Source organism: Kitasatospora sp. NPDC017646 (assembly GCF_044329365.1).
In the GTDB taxonomy this organism is placed as follows: Bacteria; Actinomycetota; Actinomycetes; order Streptomycetales; family Streptomycetaceae; genus Kitasatospora.
In genome coordinates this window covers 466,629-482,897 of the sequence record NZ_JBIRJC010000003.1, presented here as the reverse complement: position 1 = coordinate 482,897, position 16,269 = coordinate 466,629, and the positions used below count along the sequence as shown (strand labels likewise).

General features: G+C 73.5%; 15 protein-coding genes. 7 read left to right on the top strand and 8 right to left on the bottom strand.

What is annotated here, in order from left to right:
• The first annotated feature begins 12 nt into the window (after positions 1-12).
• On the top strand, positions 13-1,371 hold the full coding sequence (locus ACH4J0_RS07825) for a DUF2252 domain-containing protein (RefSeq protein WP_396237311.1): 1,359 nt from the start codon (positions 13-15) through the stop codon (positions 1,369-1,371).
• Between the two features lie 171 nt (positions 1,372-1,542).
• On the opposite strand, the gene ACH4J0_RS07820 is transcribed toward ACH4J0_RS07825, so the two are convergent.
• Both ACH4J0_RS07820 and ACH4J0_RS07815 read right to left on the bottom strand, forming a co-directional pair.
• The gene (locus ACH4J0_RS07820; RefSeq protein ID WP_396237309.1) at positions 1,543-2,451 is read right to left on the bottom strand and encodes a diacylglycerol kinase; all 909 of its coding nucleotides are present in this window, start codon (positions 2,449-2,451) and stop codon (positions 1,543-1,545) included.
• A gap of 141 nt (positions 2,452-2,592) precedes the next feature.
• The gene (locus ACH4J0_RS07815) at positions 2,593-4,218 is read right to left on the bottom strand and encodes an FAD-binding oxidoreductase (protein WP_396237307.1); all 1,626 of its coding nucleotides are present in this window, start codon (positions 4,216-4,218) and stop codon (positions 2,593-2,595) included.
• Between the two features lie 20 nt (positions 4,219-4,238).
• Here ACH4J0_RS07815 and ACH4J0_RS07810 point away from each other — a divergent pair, with 20 nt between their 5' ends.
• Both ACH4J0_RS07810 and ACH4J0_RS07805 read left to right on the top strand, forming a co-directional pair.
• Positions 4,239-4,829 (top strand): TetR/AcrR family transcriptional regulator, encoded by a 591-nt coding sequence (locus tag ACH4J0_RS07810; protein WP_396237305.1) that lies wholly within the window; start codon positions 4,239-4,241, stop codon positions 4,827-4,829.
• Entirely contained in the window at positions 4,826-6,382 is a 1,557-nt protein-coding gene (locus ACH4J0_RS07805) for a glycerol-3-phosphate dehydrogenase/oxidase (protein ID WP_396237303.1), read from the top strand. Before ACH4J0_RS07810 ends, ACH4J0_RS07805 begins: the two co-directional genes overlap by 4 nt.
• A 172-nt stretch (positions 6,383-6,554) precedes the next feature.
• On the opposite strand, the gene ACH4J0_RS07800 is transcribed toward ACH4J0_RS07805, so the two are convergent.
• The 3 genes from ACH4J0_RS07800 to ACH4J0_RS07790 all read right to left on the bottom strand — a co-directional run bounded on the left by ACH4J0_RS07800 (position 6,555) and on the right by ACH4J0_RS07790 (position 7,491).
• On the bottom strand, positions 6,555-6,932 hold the full coding sequence (locus ACH4J0_RS07800) for a VOC family protein (protein WP_396237301.1): 378 nt from the start codon (positions 6,930-6,932) through the stop codon (positions 6,555-6,557).
• 1 nt (position 6,933) lies between these two features.
• The gene (locus ACH4J0_RS07795; protein ID WP_396237299.1) at positions 6,934-7,125 is read right to left on the bottom strand and encodes a CopG family transcriptional regulator; all 192 of its coding nucleotides are present in this window, start codon (positions 7,123-7,125) and stop codon (positions 6,934-6,936) included.
• A gap of 72 nt (positions 7,126-7,197) precedes the next feature.
• A complete protein-coding gene (locus ACH4J0_RS07790) occupies positions 7,198-7,491 on the bottom strand; it encodes a hypothetical protein (protein ID WP_396237297.1) in 294 nt (97 codons plus the stop codon).
• A 269-nt stretch (positions 7,492-7,760) separates the two neighbouring features.
• Between ACH4J0_RS07790 and ACH4J0_RS07785 the strand changes: the two genes are divergently transcribed.
• On the top strand, positions 7,761-8,336 hold the full coding sequence (locus ACH4J0_RS07785) for a TerD family protein (protein ID WP_207811945.1): 576 nt from the start codon (positions 7,761-7,763) through the stop codon (positions 8,334-8,336).
• A gap of 27 nt (positions 8,337-8,363) precedes the next feature.
• On the opposite strand, the gene ACH4J0_RS07780 is transcribed toward ACH4J0_RS07785, so the two are convergent.
• Positions 8,364-9,611: a monooxygenase gene (locus tag ACH4J0_RS07780; protein WP_396237295.1), complete on the bottom strand. Its 1,248-nt coding sequence runs from the start codon at positions 9,609-9,611 to the stop codon at positions 8,364-8,366.
• 209 nt (positions 9,612-9,820) lie between these two features.
• Here ACH4J0_RS07780 and ACH4J0_RS07775 point away from each other — a divergent pair, with 209 nt between their 5' ends.
• On the top strand, positions 9,821-11,863 hold the full coding sequence (locus ACH4J0_RS07775; RefSeq protein WP_396237293.1) for an FAD-dependent oxidoreductase: 2,043 nt from the start codon (positions 9,821-9,823) through the stop codon (positions 11,861-11,863).
• Between the two features lie 183 nt (positions 11,864-12,046).
• Entirely contained in the window at positions 12,047-12,775 is a 729-nt protein-coding gene (locus tag ACH4J0_RS07770) for a hypothetical protein (protein WP_396237291.1), read from the top strand.
• Between the two features lie 79 nt (positions 12,776-12,854).
• On the opposite strand, the gene ACH4J0_RS07765 is transcribed toward ACH4J0_RS07770, so the two are convergent.
• Both ACH4J0_RS07765 and ACH4J0_RS07760 read right to left on the bottom strand, forming a co-directional pair.
• Complete coding sequence (locus ACH4J0_RS07765; protein WP_396237289.1) at positions 12,855-14,078, bottom strand: acetylhydrolase; 1,224 nt, start codon at positions 14,076-14,078, stop codon at positions 12,855-12,857.
• Positions 14,079-14,280: 202 nt separating this feature from the next.
• A complete protein-coding gene (locus ACH4J0_RS07760; RefSeq protein ID WP_396237287.1) occupies positions 14,281-14,643 on the bottom strand; it encodes a hypothetical protein in 363 nt (120 codons plus the stop codon).
• A 182-nt stretch (positions 14,644-14,825) separates the two neighbouring features.
• On the opposite strand from ACH4J0_RS07760, the gene ACH4J0_RS07755 reads away from it, so the two are divergent.
• Positions 14,826-15,797, top strand: coding sequence for a DUF4331 family protein (locus ACH4J0_RS07755; RefSeq protein ID WP_396237285.1), 972 nt, complete (start codon positions 14,826-14,828; stop codon positions 15,795-15,797).
• The last annotated feature ends 472 nt before the right edge of the window (positions 15,798-16,269 follow it).

Here is a 16,269-nt window from a genome sequence, read left to right as displayed (position 1 = left end):
CGGAGCCGCCGCATGACCACCCCCGCCGAACGCCGCCGCATCGGGCGGGCAGCCCGGGAGCGCGTCTCCCGCTCCGCGCACGGCCGGTGGACCGCCGCCGCGGACCGGCCCGACCCGCTCGGCGTGCTGGAGGCCCAGGGCGCGGACCGGGTCGCCCGGCTGCTGCCGATCCGCTACGGGCGGATGGCCGACAGCGCCTTCAGCTACCTGCGCGGCGCCGCCGCCGTGATGGCCGCCGACCTCGCGGCCGTTCCCGACACCGGGCTGACCGTCCAGCTCTGCGGAGACGCCCACCTGGTGAACTTCGGGGCGTACGCCTCGCCGGAGCGCGCGCTGCTCTTCGACGTCAACGACTTCGACGAGACCCACCCCGGCCCCTTCGAATGGGACGTCAAGCGCCTCGCCGCCAGCGTGGCGGTCGCCGCCCGCGACAACGGCCAGGACGACCAGCGCGCCCGGCGCGCCGCCCGTTCCGCCGTCCAGGGCTACGCGTCCGCGATGCGCCGGCTGGCCGGGCTCGGCGAACTCGACGTCTGGTACAGCCGGATCGACACCGCCGAGTTGCTTCCGATGATCCGGAAAGCCGGGCGGCGCAAGGCCGTTGAGGCCGACCTCGCGCACGCCAGGCGCCGCACCAGTCTCCATGCCTTCGGCGAGCTCACCGAGGAACGGGACGGGCGGCGGCGGATCATCAGCTCGCCGCCGCTGATCGAGGAACTGGATCAGGCCGCACTGGGCAGCCTCGGAAAGGTGTTCAGCGACTACCGGGCCACCCTCGCCGAGGACCGGCGGGTCCTGCTCGACCGCTACCGCTTCGTGGACGCGGCGATGAAGGTGGTCGGCGTCGGCAGCGTCGGCACCCGCTGCCACATCGTCCTGCTGGAGGGCCGGACCACCCGCGATCCGCTGTTCCTCCAGCTCAAGGAGGCCGGCCGGTCGGTGCTGGAGGACCACCTGCCGGCCACCCGGGTGGACGCCGAGGTCGCGGTCCACCACGGCGGACGCCGGGTGGTGACCGGCCAGCACCTGATGCAGGCCGCCAGCGACATCTTCCTCGGCTGGACCACCGGCCCCGCCGGGCGCCACTACTACGGCCGCCAACTGCGCGACATGAAGGGCTCGGTGGAGGTCGGCGCGCTGACCCCCGCGGGCCTGCGCGCCTACGCCGACCTGTGCGGCCGCACCCTCGCCCGCGCCCACGCCCGCACCGGCGACCGCCTGGCCGTCGCCGGCTACCTGGGCACCGCCGACACCTTCGCCGAGGCCGTCGCCGACTTCGCGCTGCGCTACGCGGACCGTACCGCGGCCGATCACCGGGAGCTGGTCGAGGCGATCGACTCGGGGAGGATCACCGCGACCCGGGGCGTGTGAGCCCGGCCGGCCGCTCCCACTGTTCGGACGGGCTCGCCGAGGTAGGGGGCGAAGCCGGTCCCGGCGTCGGCCGGGAGCACCTCGATGCCGGGCGGACCAGCGCGGTGCGGTCCCGGCCGGGGCCGTGCGCCGGGCAGGAGGGAAGCGGAACCGTCATCCCGGGACCGTACCTCAGGGGACCAGTAGTCGCAGGGCCTCCCGGCGTGCCGTGACCTCGATCGGGAGGGTGGTGATGAACTCGCCGTCGGCGTAGGCGGTGATGCCCGGGGACTCGATCCGCAGGGATTCGGTGCGGAGGGTGGTGACCTCGGGGTGGTCGATGTGGGTGCCCTTGAAGAGGGTGGGGAAGAAGCGGGCGATCCGCAGGCGGGGCATGGCATCGACCAGGGTGAGGTCGAGCAGGCCGTCGTCGGGGAGGGCGGCGGGACAGATCAGCATGCCGCCGCCGTAGCTGCGACTGTTGCCGACGGCGGCGAGGGTGAGGTCGCGTTCGATGACGGTGCCGTCGGCGAGGGTGATCCGGAACGGCAGGGGGCGCAGGTTGGCGAACTCGGCGAGGATGGCGAGGTTGTAGCGCATCCGGCCGCGGGGCCAGCGCAGCCGGTTGGCGCGGTCGCTGACCAGGGAGTCGAAGCCGGTGGCGAGGACGGACCCGTACCACCGGACGGCGCCGTCCGGGCCGGTGATCCGGCCGAGGTCGATGGTGCGGGTGCGTCCGGCGGCGATGACGTCGGCGGCAGCCTCGGGGGCGCCGAGCGGCAGGCCGTACTCGCGGGCGTGGTCGTTGCCGGTGCCGGCGGGTACGACGCCGAGCGGGACGGTGCCGTCGGCGAGGGCCTGGACGGCGAGGTTGATCATGCCGTCGCCACCGACCACGACCACCGCGTCCGCCCCGCCGGCCGCCGCCTCGCGGGCGAGGCGGACGGCGTCGTCGGCGGATCGTCCGGCCTGCGGTTCGACCTCGACCCCGAGGGTCCGCAGCCGGGCGACGGCCCGGTGGGCGGCGGGTTCGGCGTGGCCGGTGCCCGCCGCCGGATTGGTGAGGACGGCGACCCTGCGGACAGCGGTCCTCCGTCTCATGTGCCCGCCTCGCTTCGCTCGCCAGGGGCATTCGCCCGCCCGCGCCTTACGATGACTCGCTCGCTGCGCTCGCTCATGTGCCCGCCTCGCTTCGCTCGCCAGGGGCATTCGCCCGCCCGCGCCTTACGATGACTCGCTCGCTCATGAAGGGATCAGCTTGCCGGGGTTGAGGATGCCCGCCGGGTCGAGTTCGGCCTTGACGGCGCGCAGGATCCGCACGCCCAGGTCGCCGATCTCGTCGGTCATCCAGGGCCGGTGGTCGGCGCCGACCGCGTGGTGGTGGGTGATGGTGCCGCCCGCGCCGATGATGGCGTCACCGGCGGCCCGCTTGGCGGCGCCCCAGCGGGTGAGCGGGTCCTCACCGAGGGCGGCGACGACGGTGAAGTAGAGCGAGGCGCCGGTCGGGTAGACGTGCGAGATGTGGCACAGGACGAGCGCGCCGGGCAGGGCGCCGGTCAGGGCCTCGGTGACGGCGGTGCGCAGCTGCGCAAGGTCGCTCCAGCCGGCCGCCGTCTCCAGGGTCTCGCACAGCGCGCCCGCGTTGAGCAGCGAGTCGCGCAGGTAGGGGGCGCTGAACCGGCCGTGCTCCCAGGCGCGGGCGGGCGCCTCGCCGAGCGAGCTGCCGCCCGCGGCGAGCAGGACCTCTCGGGTGAGGTCGTGCCGGGCGGCGACCTGCTCGGCGTCGCCCTCGAAGACGGTGACGGCCAGGCAGCCGCTGACCGCCGGGGAGCCGCCGATCTGCTCCGTCATGGCGAGGTTGACCATGGTCTCGGCCTCGTCGGAGAGCCGGATGACGGTCGGGCCGGTGCCCCGCTGCTCGACGGCGCGCAGCGCCGCCGTCCCGGTGGCGAAGTCGGGGAAGCTCCAGGCCTCGTACGCCTTGACGGCGGGCAGCGGGTGGACGCGCAGCCGGACGGCGGTGATGACGCCGAGGGTGCCCTCGGAGCCGAGGAAGAGCTGGCGTAGGTCGGGGCCGGCGGCCGAGGCGGGGCCGCGGCCCAGTTCGAGGGGCCCGGCGGGGGTGACCACGCGCAGGCCGCGGACCATCTCGTCGAAGCGCCCGTAGCCCGCGGAGTCCTGGCCGGAGGAGCGGGTGGCCGCGAAGCCGCCGATGGTGGCGAAGCGGAAGCTCTGCGGGTAGTGGCCGAGTTCCCAGCCGCGTTCGGCGAGCAGTGCTTCCGCCGCGGGGCCGGTGAGGCCGGCGCCGAGGACGGCCTCGCCGGAGGTCTCGTCGAGGGCGTGGAGGCGGTCGAGGCGGCGCAGGTCCAGCGAGACGACGGCCTCGAAACCGCCGCGCTCGGGGTCCAGGCCGCCGACCACGCTGGTGCCGCCGCCGAAGGGGACGACGGCGATCCGGAGTCCGGCGCACACGGCGAGGACGGCGGCGATCTCGGCCTCGTCGCCGGGCACGACCACGGCGTCCGGCGCGTCCTGCGGCTCGCGGCTGCGGCGGCGCAGCAGGTCGGGGGTGGACTTGCCGCCGGCCCGGGGCAGCCGGTCGGCGTCGGCGGCGCTGACGTGCGCCTCGCCGACGGCGGCGGCCAGCGCCTTGAGGGCATCGGCGGTGATCCGGGAGGGACGCAGCACGACCTCGGCCGCGCTCGGCCCGGGGGCGGCGTCGCCGGTGACGCCGAGGGCGGCGGCGAGCAGTCCCTTGATGTCGGCGGACAGCTCCTTGGCGAGGGCCGGGTCGCCCCAGGCGTCCCATTTCATCGGGGGGAGCGGCAGCGCGGCGCCGGCTGCCCCTGCTTGCTTCTCAGGTGCCATGCGTTACAGTTTCACACATCATGTCAAGTAGTAACGCCACGGCCGGAGCGCCGCGCAGTACCGACGACGCGATCCTGGACGCCGCCGCCGACCTGATCGTCCACCTCGGCGTCCGCCGCACCCAGCTGGCAGAGATCGCGCGCCGCGCCGGGGTCAGCCGCCCGACCGTCTACCGGCGCTGGCCGGACGTCCAGGCGGTGATCGGCGCGCTGCTCACCCGCGAGATCCTGGCCACCCTGGAGGGCACCTCGCTGGAGGTGCACGACCGGGAGACCTTCGTGGACCGGGTCGTCCAGGTCGCCGTACGGCTGCGCGACCACCCGGTGCTCGGCGCGCTGCTCCACTCCGACGACTCCGACCTGCTGCTCCAGTACGTGGTCGAGCGGCTCGGAGCCAGCCAGCGCGGCCTGCTGGAGGCGCTGCGCACCGGCATCCAGCAGGGGCAGGCCGAGGGCTCGATCCGAGCCGGCGAGCCGACCGAACTGGCCGCCATGGTCCTTCTGATCGCCCAGTCCACCGTCCAGTCGCACCGCATGGTCGCCTCCCTGCTGCCCGAGGCGGCCTGGCGGCGCGAACTGGCCAGAGCGCTGAACGGATACCTCGCACCATGACGCCCACCGCAGGCCCGTACGCGGGAACCGCCCGACTCGACGGCCGACGTCGGACGGTGGAACTCGACGCGCTCGCCGAGCACCCGCACGTCGACCTTCTGGTGATCGGTGGCGGCGCCACCGGCGCCGGGGTGGCGCTGGACGCCGCCGCACGCGGCCTGCGGACCGTCCTGGTCGAGTCCCGCGACCTCGCCTTCGGCACCAGCCGCTGGAGCTCCAAGCTGGTGCACGGCGGCCTGCGCTACCTCGCCTCCGGGCGCGTCAAGGTGGCCCGGGAGAGCGCCGTCGAGCGCGGCGTGCTGATGACCCGCACCGCCCCGCACCTGATCCGCGCGCTGCCCCAACTGGTGCCGTTGCTACCGGACTTGCTGCGTCCCGGCCAGGCCTCGCTGATCCGCGCGGGCTTCCACGCCGGGGACGCGCTGAGGCTGAGCGCCGGGACGCCGGGCGCGCTGCTGCCCCGGGTGCGCCGGATCGACGCGGCCCGCACGCGGCAGCTGGTCCCGGCCGTGCGGACGGCCGGCCTGCGTGGGGCGCTGGTCGCCCACGACGGCCAACTCGTGGACGACGCCCGGCTGGTGGTCGCCCTGGCGCGCACCGCCGCGCAGTACGGGGCGAGCGTGCTGACCCGGGTGCGGGCCGAGTCCGTCACCGGGACCTCCGCCCGGCTGGTCGACGCGCTGAGCGGCCAGGCGCTGACCGTCACCGCGGGCGCGGTCGTCAACGCCACCGGGGTGTGGGCGGGCCAGGTGGACACCTCGATCAAGCTGCGGCCCAGCCGCGGCACCCACCTGCTGGTGGACGCCGCGACCCTCGGGTACCCGGTGGCCGCGCTCACCGTGCCCGTCCCCGGCTCCACCAGCCGCTTCGTCTTCGCGCTGCCGCAGCAGCTCGGCCGGGTGGCGATCGGGTTGACCGACGAGGACGCCCCGGGCCCCGTGCCCGACGAGCCGCAGCCCACCGAGGCCGAACTGACCTTCCTCCTGGACACCGTCAACGCCGCCCTCGCCACCGCGCTGACCAGGGCGGACGTACGCGGCGCTTACGCCGGACTCCGTCCGCTGATCGACACCGGGGGCGGCAGCACCGCCGACATCTCCCGCGAACACGCCGTGCTGGAGTCCCCGTCCGGGATGATCACCGTGGTCGGCGGCAAACTCACCACCTACCGTCGGATGGCCGAGGACGCGGTGGACGCCGCCGTGCGGCTGCGCGGCCTGCCCGCCCGGACCTGCTGGACGGCCCGCCTGCCGCTGGTCGGTGCCCCCGGCCACCGCGACAGCCGCCCGGCCCCGGCCGGCGGGGTGCCCGCCCCGCTGCTCGCCCGGTACGGCGGAGCGGCTCACGAGGTCATGGCGGCGGGGGAGTTGACGCCCTTGGCGGAGGGGCTGGACGTCACCCGCGCCGAGGTCGTGTACGCGGTCACCCACGAGGGCGCCCTGGACGCCGCCGACGTGCTCGACCGCCGGACCAGGATCGGCCTGGTGGCGGAGGACGCCGAGCGGGCCCGGAAGGCGGTCGAGGAGGTAGTGGCCGGCGCGATCGCCGACTGAGCGTCAACTCAGCTGGGTCTCCGGGAGGGCGAGCACGACGATGGTGCCGTCGATCGCGGCGATCAGCACCCCGATCATCACCACGAGCATGCCCAGGCCGCGGCGCGGCGGGGCCTCCGCCGGGGCGGGGGCACGCAGTAACGCGCCGTCCCCGCCCCGGCCGGTCGTGCTCCTAGGCGTGGTCGGGCTGCTCCGCCGGGGCGGACTGCTCCCTGGCCGGCGCCTGGAGGCCCCAGAGCCGGCCGTCGGGGTCGCGGACGGTCGCCAGGCTGGTCCCGAAGTGGGTGTTCTCGAACGGGGTGACCATCTCCACGCCGTCGCCCGCCCGGAACGCGTCGGCGTCGGCCACCTTCAGTACCAGCTGCAGCGGCGTCTCCCGGTCCGCGGGGACCTCGGCGATGAAGATGGTGGGGCCGGAGCCGTTGCGCAGCTGGCCGGAGTTGTGGTCGGTCTCGAACTCCAGCTCGTAGCCCAGGCTCTGGAAGAACTTGGCGGCCTTGCCCCAGTTGTGGGTCTCCATGAACACGGCTTCGATGCCTTGGGTCGTCATCTCAGTGCTCCTCGGTGGATTCGGCGGATTCATCGGACGGTTGCTCGGGGGCGGGGGCGTCGAGGTAGGCGCGCAGCGCGTCGGCGACCAGCGCCGAGAGCGACTGCTCCTCCTCGACGGCACGGAACTTGACCTGCTTGATCAGCTCGATCGGCAGGTACACGTTGAACTGCTTCACATCCTCGTTTCCCACACCGGGGATGCTAGCACCTTAGCTTGCTAGCAAGGTAGCCGTGGAGCGACGGCGCGGGGCGGGAGTGGCGCGTCAGCGCGCGGTGCGCTCCGGCATCGGGTGCTCGGTGCCCGCGAGTTCCAGCACGCAGGCCAGCGGGTGCTCGGCCCGGCCCGTGCGGTCCAGCCGTACGGCCAGCGGCCGCGGCGGCTCCTCGGCGAACTGCCCGGACAGCGTCAGCGGGTAGCTGCCGTGGCCGTGAACGCGGTGGAAGGCGCACTCCTTGCCGTCCACCAGCAGCTCGGTCTCGGTGATCCAGCCGGAGCGGACGTTGACGGTGACCGAGTGCCCGCTCCGGTCCAGGTGGAAGCTGTACCGCTGGCGCATGGGAACCTCCCGCGAAGGCCTCGGAACGGGGACGGCCAGGGGATCCACCGCCAGTCTAGGGCGGCTCCACCCGTCAGGCGCCCCGGCCGCACCCCGCCGGTGCCCGGGCCGGTACGGTGATCGGCGTGCGGAGGGATCGGGGCCGGGGGTGACCGGTTCCCTCCCCCGTCCCTGAGAAATTCCCGGGGCGGCCCCCGTCCGCAGATGGATTCTCGTGATCTCTACAGTGCTGTAGATTCGTCCGCAGGGAGAGATCCGAGGAGGGCATTGTGGGAGTTTCGCTGGCCAAGGGCGGCAACGTCTCGCTGAGCAAGGAGGCGCCCGGTCTGAGCGCCGTGATCGTTGGTCTCGGCTGGGACGTGCGCACCACCACCGGGGCCGACTACGACCTGGACGCCAGTGCGCTGCTGTGCAACGCGCTCGGCAAGGTGGTCTCGGACCAGCACTTCGTCTTCTTCAACAACCTCCGCAGCCCCGAGGGTTCGGTCGAGCACAGCGGCGACAACCTGACCGGTGGCGGCGACGGCGACGACGAGCAGATCAAGGTCGACCTGGCCCGGGTGCCGGCCGACGTCGCCAAGGTGGTCTTCCCGGTGTCGATCTACGACGCCGACGCCCGGCTGCAGAACTTCGGCCAGGTCCGCAACGCCTTCATCCGGATCGTCAACCAGGCCAACGGGCAGGAGATCGCCCGCTACGACCTGACCGAGGACGCCTCAACCGAGACCGCGATGGTCTTCGGTGAGCTGTACCGCAACGGCGCGGAGTGGAAGTTCCGCGCCATCGGCCAGGGTTACGCCTCCGGCCTGCGCGGCATCGCCACCGACTACGGCGTCAACGTCTGATCCACGCGCTTCCACGGGCGGGCCGGCTCAGCCGGTCCGCCCGAGCGCGTGCCCGCCGAAGCCGCCGCCGGTGAGCTGTTCCCGCCACCAGGCGGCCATCGCCGGCTCGTCCATGGCCGACCAGTCCGGCGCCGAGGTGACCTGCGCCCCGCCCAACGTCCGGCCCATACCCACCAACTCCCGCCCCGCCGCGGTCCGCTCGCGGTCGTACGCGGCCAGTACGGGCGCCCACGACCCGGCGCCGAGTCGCCGTCCGGCCTGCTCGAAGGCGTGGGCGTCCTGGAGGGCCTTCACCGCGCCACTGGTGTTGTGGGGGCGGACGACGGTCGCCGCGTCGCCGCCGATGAGCAGCCGCCCGGCGGTGCGGTGCGGGGTCGCCAGGTCGTAGACGGGCTGCAGCAGGGTCCGTTCGGGCGGGGTCAGCGCGATCAGGCCCGCCCAGTACGGCGGCAGCTGCCGCTCGGCGAACTCCCGCATGCCGTCCAGCTGCCGGCCGGTGAGGGCGCCCGCGGCGACGGCGGTCGGGCCGTCCAGGCGCAGCCAGTCCGGGGTGGGCGCGTAGAAGACCCAGTTCACCTGGGTGGTGCCGGGGGTGAGCCCGGGGATGCGGTAGATCACCACCTGTCCGCCGCGGTAGCAGACGGTGATGCACTCCTCCTCCGGCCAGACCCCGGCCCCGCCGGGCAGTTCGGCCAGTAGCGCGGAGTCGAAGCTGCCGCGCCAGCACACGTACCCGGCGTACTCGGGCACGGCCTGCGGGCAGACGGCGGCGCGGACCACCGACCGGTAGCCGTCCGCGCCGATCACCAGGTCGTACGGGGTGCGGACGCCGTCGGCCTCCTCGGTCCAGGCGCCACCTCCGCCGTCGTTGCCGACCGCCGTGACCGTGGTGCCCAGCCGGTACTCCACCACCTCGGGCGCGCTCTCGCGCAGGGACTGCCAGAGCACCGCCCAGTGGTGGGAGTGGAACGGGAAGGGCTGGGCCCAGAGCAGCCGCCCGCGCCCATGGGGGCCGTCGCCGGGGCCGTCCGGCTCCCGGGTGACCCAGCTGCGCACGGTGAGCCGGTGGCGGCGGGTGTCCGGGGCGAGATGACCGGCGTCGACGAGTTCGGCGAAGCGGTCGTCGTGGGTGCAGATCCCCAGTCCGCGGTCCTCCAGCCGGCCCGGGCTGCGTTCCAGCACCACGACCCGCTCCGCGCCGAGCCTGGCCGCCGCCCCGGCGAACGCACTCCCGGCGATGCTGCCCCCGACCACGGCCACCGAGCCACGCCGCACGGCCGCCCCCTCTCCGCGCCGGCGATGCCGGCGCTGTCGCGACACGACGATACGCGGCCGGGCCGGGCCGGGCCGGGGCGCGAAGCCCGTACGGGCATCCTCGCCGAGCGGTGCCTATGCAACTAGTTGCATAGCGCCGCGACCGTCCCCTACTCTGCGGTAACCATCCGGGAGACCCCTCCCACCGGCCGCCCCCTCAGGAGACGTCGATGAGTGCGACCCCCGGCAGCAGCCGCTACCCGCACCTGCTCAGCCCGCTCGACCTCGGCTTCACCACCCTGCCCAACCGGGTGGTCATGGGCTCGATGCACGTCGGCCTGGAGGAGGCCCCCGGCGGCTACCAGCGGATGGCCGCCTTCTACGCCGAGCGCGCCCGCGGCGGCGTCGGCCTGATCGTCACCGGCGGCATCGCCCCCAACGAGGCCGGGCGCCCCTGGGACGGCGGCGCGATGCTGACCACCGAGGAGGAGGCCGACGAGCACCGGGTGGTCACCGACGCCGTGCACGCCGCCGGCGGGAAGATCGCCCTGCAGATCCTGCACTTCGGCCGCTACGCCTACCACCGCGACCTGGTCGCCCCCAGCGCACTCCAGGCCCCGATCAGCCCCTTCGTGCCCAACGAGCTCACCGCCGAGCAGGTCGAGCAGACCATCGAGGACTTCGCCCGCTGCGCCGAACTCGCCCGCCGGGCCGGCTACGACGGCGTCGAGATCATGGGCTCCGAGGGCTACCTGATCAACGAGTTCATCGTCGCCGCGACGAACCGCCGCGAGGACGAGTGGGGCGGCTCCTACGAGCGGCGGATGCGCTTTCCGGTGGAGATCGTCCGCCGGGTCCGCGAGCGGGTCGGCGAGGACTTCGTCATCGTCTACCGGCTCTCCATGCTCGACCTGGTCCCCGGCGGCTCCACCCTGGACGAGGTCGTCCAGCTCGCCCAGGCCGTCGAGGCCGCCGGAGCCACCATCATCAACACCGGCATCGGCTGGCACGAGGCCCGCATCCCCACCATCGCCACCTCCGTGCCGCGCGGAGCCTTCGCCTGGGTCACCAAGCGCGTGATGGGGGAGGTCGGCATCCCGCTGGTCACCACCAACCGCATCAACACCCCCGAGATCGCCGAGCAGTTGCTCGCCGAGGGCAACGCCGACCTGGTCTCGATGGCCCGCCCGCTGCTCGCCGACGCCGACTTCGTCGCCAAGGCGCGCGAGGACCGCGCCGATTCCATCAACACCTGCATCGGCTGCAACCAGGCCTGCCTGGACCACACCTTCAACCTCCAGATCACGTCCTGCCTGGTCAACCCGCGCGCCTGCCACGAGACCGAACTCGTGCTGGCGCCCACGAAGGTGCGCAAGAGCATCGGCGTCGTCGGGGCCGGACCGGCCGGCCTCGCGTTCGCCGTCTCCGCCGCCGAACGCGGCCACGCCGTCACCCTGTACGACGCCGCCGAGAGCGTCGGCGGGCAGCTGGACATCGCCCGGCGCATCCCCGGCAAGGAGGAGTTCAACGAGACGCTGCGCTACTTCCGCACCCGGCTGGCCGAGTTGGAGGTCACGCTGCGCCTCGGCGCCCTGGCGACCGCCGAGCAGCTGGCCGGGGAGGGGCACGACGAGATCGTCCTCGCGACCGGTGTCACACCCCGGACTCCCGCCGACATCCCGGGAATCGACCATCCCAGCGTGCTCGGTTACCTGGACGTGCTGCGCGACGGCGCACCGGTCGGTGAGCGGGTCGCCATCCTCGGCGCGGGCGGGATCGGTTTCGACGTGGCCGAGTTCCTCACCGACCAGGGCGACGAGGCCAGCCTCAACCCGCCGGTGTTCCAGGCGAAGTGGGGCATCGACCCCGAGTACCGCGAGCGCGGCGGGCTGCGCGCGCCCGAGCGGCCGAAGCCCCCGCGCAGCGTCCACCTGCTGCAGCGCAAGACCGGCAAGGTCGGTGCCGGGCTCGGTAAGACCACCGGCTGGATCCACCGCACCGAGCTCAAGCACCGCGGCGTCACCATGGTCGCCGGCGCCACCTACGACCTGATCGACGACGCCGGCCTGCACTTCACCGTCGACGGCGAGCGCCAACTCCTGCCCGTGGACACCGTCGTGCTCTGCACCGGCCAGGAGCCGCGCCGCGACCTCGACGAGGCGCTGCGCGAGCGCGGCCTGTCCGTGCACGTGATCGGCGGCGCGGACGTGGCGGCCGAGCTGGACGCCAAGCGGGCCATCAAGCAGGGCACGGAGCTGGCCGCGACCATCTGACCTCGGGTGGCCGGGGGGCTACCCGACGCAGCGGGGCCCGCAGCCGCGTGCTGCGGGCCCTGACTGCTCCGCCCCACCGGTCACCGCCGCTGACCTGCGGCGATGACCGCCCGCGCGACTCACTCCGCCGCCGGTGGGAGACTGGTGCCCTGTTCCTGCCCGCACTCTCGACCGGGGGCCGACATGTCCCTCCCGAGGCCTTCCCACGCGCTCGCCGCCGCGGTCCTGGTCGCCGCGGCCGCCCTGGTTCCGGCGGGCGCCGCAGGTGCCGAACCGGCTCCGGCGCTGCCGACCGCCGACCAGCTGAAGTCGGCGCTGCTCAGCGTGAACGACCTCGGCCCGGCCTACACCGGGGCACCGGCCGGCGAGAGCCCCGGTCCGAGCGCGAACCCGACCCCGGTCAGCGGTTGCGACGCGCTCGACGCCCTGATCAACATGCACGCGACCGCACCCGGCCCCGCGACCCCGCGCGCCGAGACCGAACTCGACGGCCAGGACGGCAACCCGATGGTGACCGAGTCCCTCACGGCCGAGGACCCCGCCAGGCTCACCACCGACTTCGACACCGCCACCGACGCGTTCAGGACCTGCCACACCATCACCTTCAACGCCGGCACCGAGGACTCGGCGACCTTCACCGTCACCCCCGTCGCCCTCGGCGACCGCCAGGACGCCCCCGCCGTCCGCCTCGACGGCACCATCGCCGGCGTCCGGCTCAGCGCCTACCTCGGCGTCGAACGCTTCGGCACCGTCGGCATGGTCTACGGCTTCTTCCAGCGCGAGGCCTCCGACGCTCAGACCGCCTCGGCGCAGTACCGCACCGCCGTCGCCAAGGTCGAACACACCCTCGGCACCACCGCCGGCAGCACCACCCCGCCCGCCGCCACCGCCACCCAGGGCCTGTCCGTCTGACGCCGGTGACCTCGGGCACGACAGGGCGGGCGGCCGCACCCCCGTGGCGGCCGCCCGACCCCGTCACCCGGTTCCGTTGTCACGGAAGGAACTTGACCTCCGGGAAGCGCGGCGACGGGCCGTCGAGGAGGGCGCCGCGGCGGTGGCGGAGGTGGAGGTCGAAGAAGGCGAGCGGGTAGGCCTGCTGGATGCCGACCGAGCTGTCGGCGGGGAGCGTGCCGACCATCTGCTGGACCTGCTGCTCGGGAAGGCCGAGGACCTCGGCCACCTGGGGCATCAGCGCGGCGGCGTCGCTGTACGAGCTGTGGCGGACGCCGTCGGCCTGGATGTTGAGCCGCCAGCCGCGCAGGTGGTTCCAGAAGGTCACCGCGTCCGGGTTCTGGTCGCGGCCGAATTCGGCGGTCAGCATCAGGAACGGACGGTCGAGGTCGGTGACGGGGATGGCCTGCATCGGCCCGTCGATGCTGTAGCCGGCCCGGACGCGGGGGTCGGCCATCATGGCTGCGGCGGTGGCCGAGGCGCCCTTGGACCAGCCGAACATGCCGATGTCCAGCGGGTCGGGGGCGCCGAGCAGGCCGTCGGGCAGCGGCTTGCCGTCCATGTCGGGGTTGCGCCCGGCGGCGATCTCCTCGACGCAGTCCAGCACGAAGCGCGCGTCGGCGGCGTAGTCCCGCGGGCCCAGCTGGGGCGCGCCGTCGATCCAGGGGGTGAGGACGCGGCCGTCGGGGAACTCGGTGAAGGCGTCCCAGGTGTGGTCGACGGTGACCACGACGTAGCCCTGGCTGGCAAGTTCCTGGACGGTGATCGTGTTGATCGCCCGGTGGGAGTGAGCGCCGTGCGAGTAGACGACGACGGGCAGGCGGTGGCCGGTGCGGTGGACGCGCGCGCCCAGGCGGGCCGCGGTGAGCGGCGTGGCGGAGGGCGGGAGCTTGAAGCCGAAGTCGTCCATGTAGGCCTTCATGGCGCCCTCGGCCATCCAGGGGGCGAGCGGCAGCTCCTCCGCCTCGCGAGCGGGGTACCAGACGCTCGCCATCAGCTCCCGGTAGCGGCCCGGCCCGGCGAACGGGTCCGGTCGGGAGGTGTCGCGCAGGTGCAGGGCGACCATGCCGACGCGGCGCGGGCCGGTGGGCCCGGGCAGGGTGAGCCGCCCGGGAGCGGGCGCGGGGGTCGGGCCGGGGGAGGGGGCGTCCGCCCGGGCGGTGGAGGCCAGGCCGAGCGGGGCGGCGGCACCCAGGGCCAGGGCCGTGCCCAGCATGCGACGGCGGGTCAGTCCGTTGGTGCTTGTGAACGGCGTGGTGTCCATGCGCCGAACGCTGTCACGCGGCGCGGGGGAGTGGCATCGGCCCACCGGTCGATCTCCCGGCCGCCCGCATTGGCCCGCGGGTTTACATCCCCGGGCTGATGCGCGCCGGTGGAGTTCGACGAGTGCGGAAGCCCGGGCGCGCGGGGGGTTCCGCGGGCCCGGGCTCCGGTCGCCGGTGGGGTCTCCGGCCGCTCAGGTCGGCTCAGTTGAAGACCAGGACGTCGGTACGCATCGGCAGCGAGCTGCCCCAGTCGATGTTGATCTTGAAGGTCACCACGCCGTTGCCGGGGGCGATGCTCGACACCTGGAAGGCGGCGGCGCCGACGAACCGGTTCCCGTTGGCGTCGATCTCGGAGGCGGTGACGACGACGGTCGAGTTGATCCCGATGACGTTCCACGGGAGCTGGAGGTTGAAGATCCCGTGGGCCGGGGTCCAGGTCCACCAGGCCCGCCACACGGCACCGACGTTGCCGCCGATGTCCGCGAGGTCCTGGCCGTGGGCGGTGGGCTGGGAGTGGTCCGCGATCCGGGGGACCGGGGAGGCGGAGGATTCGGTTGCGGTCATGGCGGCAACTCCTTGCGCCGGGAGAACCTCAAGAGTTCTCCGAATGCTTCGAGTGTCCGTCAGTGTGCGGAGCGTTCACAATCACTCGTGCGGGTGAAGCTCCGGCGCGTCGCCGGGTCGTAGCGGCGGTGTGCTGGTGTGTCGGCGCGGCCGGGGCGGACTCCGCCTGCTACCAAACCCCCATGTCCCACCACCTCAGCGGTCCCCACCTCCGCTCCCCGCGCGGCGACGCCCGCCTCGACATGACCGACCTGTTCGCCTTCCCGGCGGCCGACGCCCCCGGCCGTACCGTCCTGATCCTGAACGTGAATCCGTACGCGCCCACCCGGGCCGCCGAGTTCCACCCCGACGCGGTCTACCGGATCAACGTCGACAACGACGGCGACCACCGCGCCGACGTCGCCTACTCGTTCACCTTCTCCGCCCCGGAGGGCGGCACCGGCGCGCAGCGCGTCACCGTCCACCGGTCCACCGGCGCCGCGGCCCGGAAGCACGAGCCGAGCGGCGACGTGCTCTTCTCCGACGTGCCGGTCGCGTTCGGCGACGCCCCCGACGTGGTCGAGGCGAACGGCTACAAGCTGTCCGTGGGCCTGCGCAGCGATCCGTTCTTCGCCGACCTCGAAGGCATCGTGAACGACTTCACCTGGACCGGCAAGGACGCTATGGCCGACGCCAACGTCTTCGGCATCGCCCTGGAAGCCCCGGACGCCGAGCTCGGGCCGGATCCCACCATCGGCGTCTGGGGCAGGGTGAGCCTGCGCCAGGACGGCCAGTTGGTCTCCGTCGACCGGGGCGCCCACCCGTCGCTCACCGCGTACTTCAACGCCGAGGAGGCCGAGGACGCGTACAGCGCGGGCGAGCCCGCCGACGACTGGGACACCTACCGCGAGCCCTGGACGGCCGTCCTCCAGCACGCCGGGGACTACACCACCGAAGCCGCCACCGAGACGCTGAAGCTCGTCCTCCCGGACATCCTCCGGTACGACCGCTCCCGCCCGGCCGGCTACCCCAACGGCCGCACCCTGGCGGACGACGTGACCTCGACCCGGCTCACCATGCTCACCGGCGGCAAGGTCACCGGCGACCACATCGGCCCGCACACCGACCTGCTCCCGACCTTCCCGCACCTCGGGCATCCGCACCCCGTCAAGTAGCCGCACACGCGGTCGGGTCGACCGGCCCGCCGCGCGCACCGCGGCGGGCCGGTCGCGTCCGCCCGGGGGCACACTCCCGCCCCGGGGCGCGGGGTGGAAGGCGGAGTCGTGGACGCGGACGAGGGGGCCGGCGAAACCGGTGCGGCATATCAACAACAACCTCAAGAGATCGTTGTTCTTCCAAATTGCTTTCGTAAAAGCAGAATGACGAACCCGCATTCCGAGCGGGCTTCCGCTGCTCGGGCAGGATGAAACTGTTCATGACGGAACACCCTGGTCGGACGTGGGTCGCGATGATTCGTCACCTGGTTGACGATTTGCCGGTATACGCGCGCAGTGTGGCGATTCGTCGGGTAGCGGGCCCTCGAGTGGGCGCCCGGGCCGGTGAAATCCGCCGCTCACGCACTCTTAATGCACATGTTCCCTGTTGAGTGGCCTGCGCCACAGTCGTATGAAGTCGACCAAGGTACGG

Excerpts from the sequence above, each read along its gene's own strand:
- ACH4J0_RS07815 (WP_396237307.1), bottom strand. The coding sequence starts at position 4,218 with ATGGCACCTGAGAAGCAAGCAGGGGCAGCCGGCGCCGCGCTGCCGCTC.
- ACH4J0_RS07810 (WP_396237305.1), top strand. The coding sequence starts at position 4,239 with ATGTCAAGTAGTAACGCCACGGCCGGAGCGCCGCGCAGTACCGACGAC.
- ACH4J0_RS07755 (WP_396237285.1), top strand. The coding sequence starts at position 14,826 with ATGTCCCACCACCTCAGCGGTCCCCACCTCCGCTCCCCGCGCGGCGAC.
- ACH4J0_RS07820 (WP_396237309.1), bottom strand. The coding sequence starts at position 2,451 with ATGAGACGGAGGACCGCTGTCCGCAGGGTCGCCGTCCTCACCAATCCG.
- ACH4J0_RS07800 (WP_396237301.1), bottom strand. The coding sequence starts at position 6,932 with ATGACGACCCAAGGCATCGAAGCCGTGTTCATGGAGACCCACAACTGG.
- ACH4J0_RS07760 (WP_396237287.1), bottom strand. The coding sequence starts at position 14,643 with ATGACCGCAACCGAATCCTCCGCCTCCCCGGTCCCCCGGATCGCGGAC.
- ACH4J0_RS07765 (WP_396237289.1), bottom strand. The coding sequence starts at position 14,078 with ATGGACACCACGCCGTTCACAAGCACCAACGGACTGACCCGCCGTCGC.
- ACH4J0_RS07790 (WP_396237297.1), bottom strand. The coding sequence starts at position 7,491 with ATGCGCCAGCGGTACAGCTTCCACCTGGACCGGAGCGGGCACTCGGTC.
- ACH4J0_RS07775 (WP_396237293.1), top strand. The coding sequence starts at position 9,821 with ATGAGTGCGACCCCCGGCAGCAGCCGCTACCCGCACCTGCTCAGCCCG.
- ACH4J0_RS07770 (WP_396237291.1), top strand. The coding sequence starts at position 12,047 with ATGTCCCTCCCGAGGCCTTCCCACGCGCTCGCCGCCGCGGTCCTGGTC.
- ACH4J0_RS07825 (WP_396237311.1), top strand. The coding sequence starts at position 13 with ATGACCACCCCCGCCGAACGCCGCCGCATCGGGCGGGCAGCCCGGGAG.
- ACH4J0_RS07805 (WP_396237303.1), top strand. The coding sequence starts at position 4,826 with ATGACGCCCACCGCAGGCCCGTACGCGGGAACCGCCCGACTCGACGGC.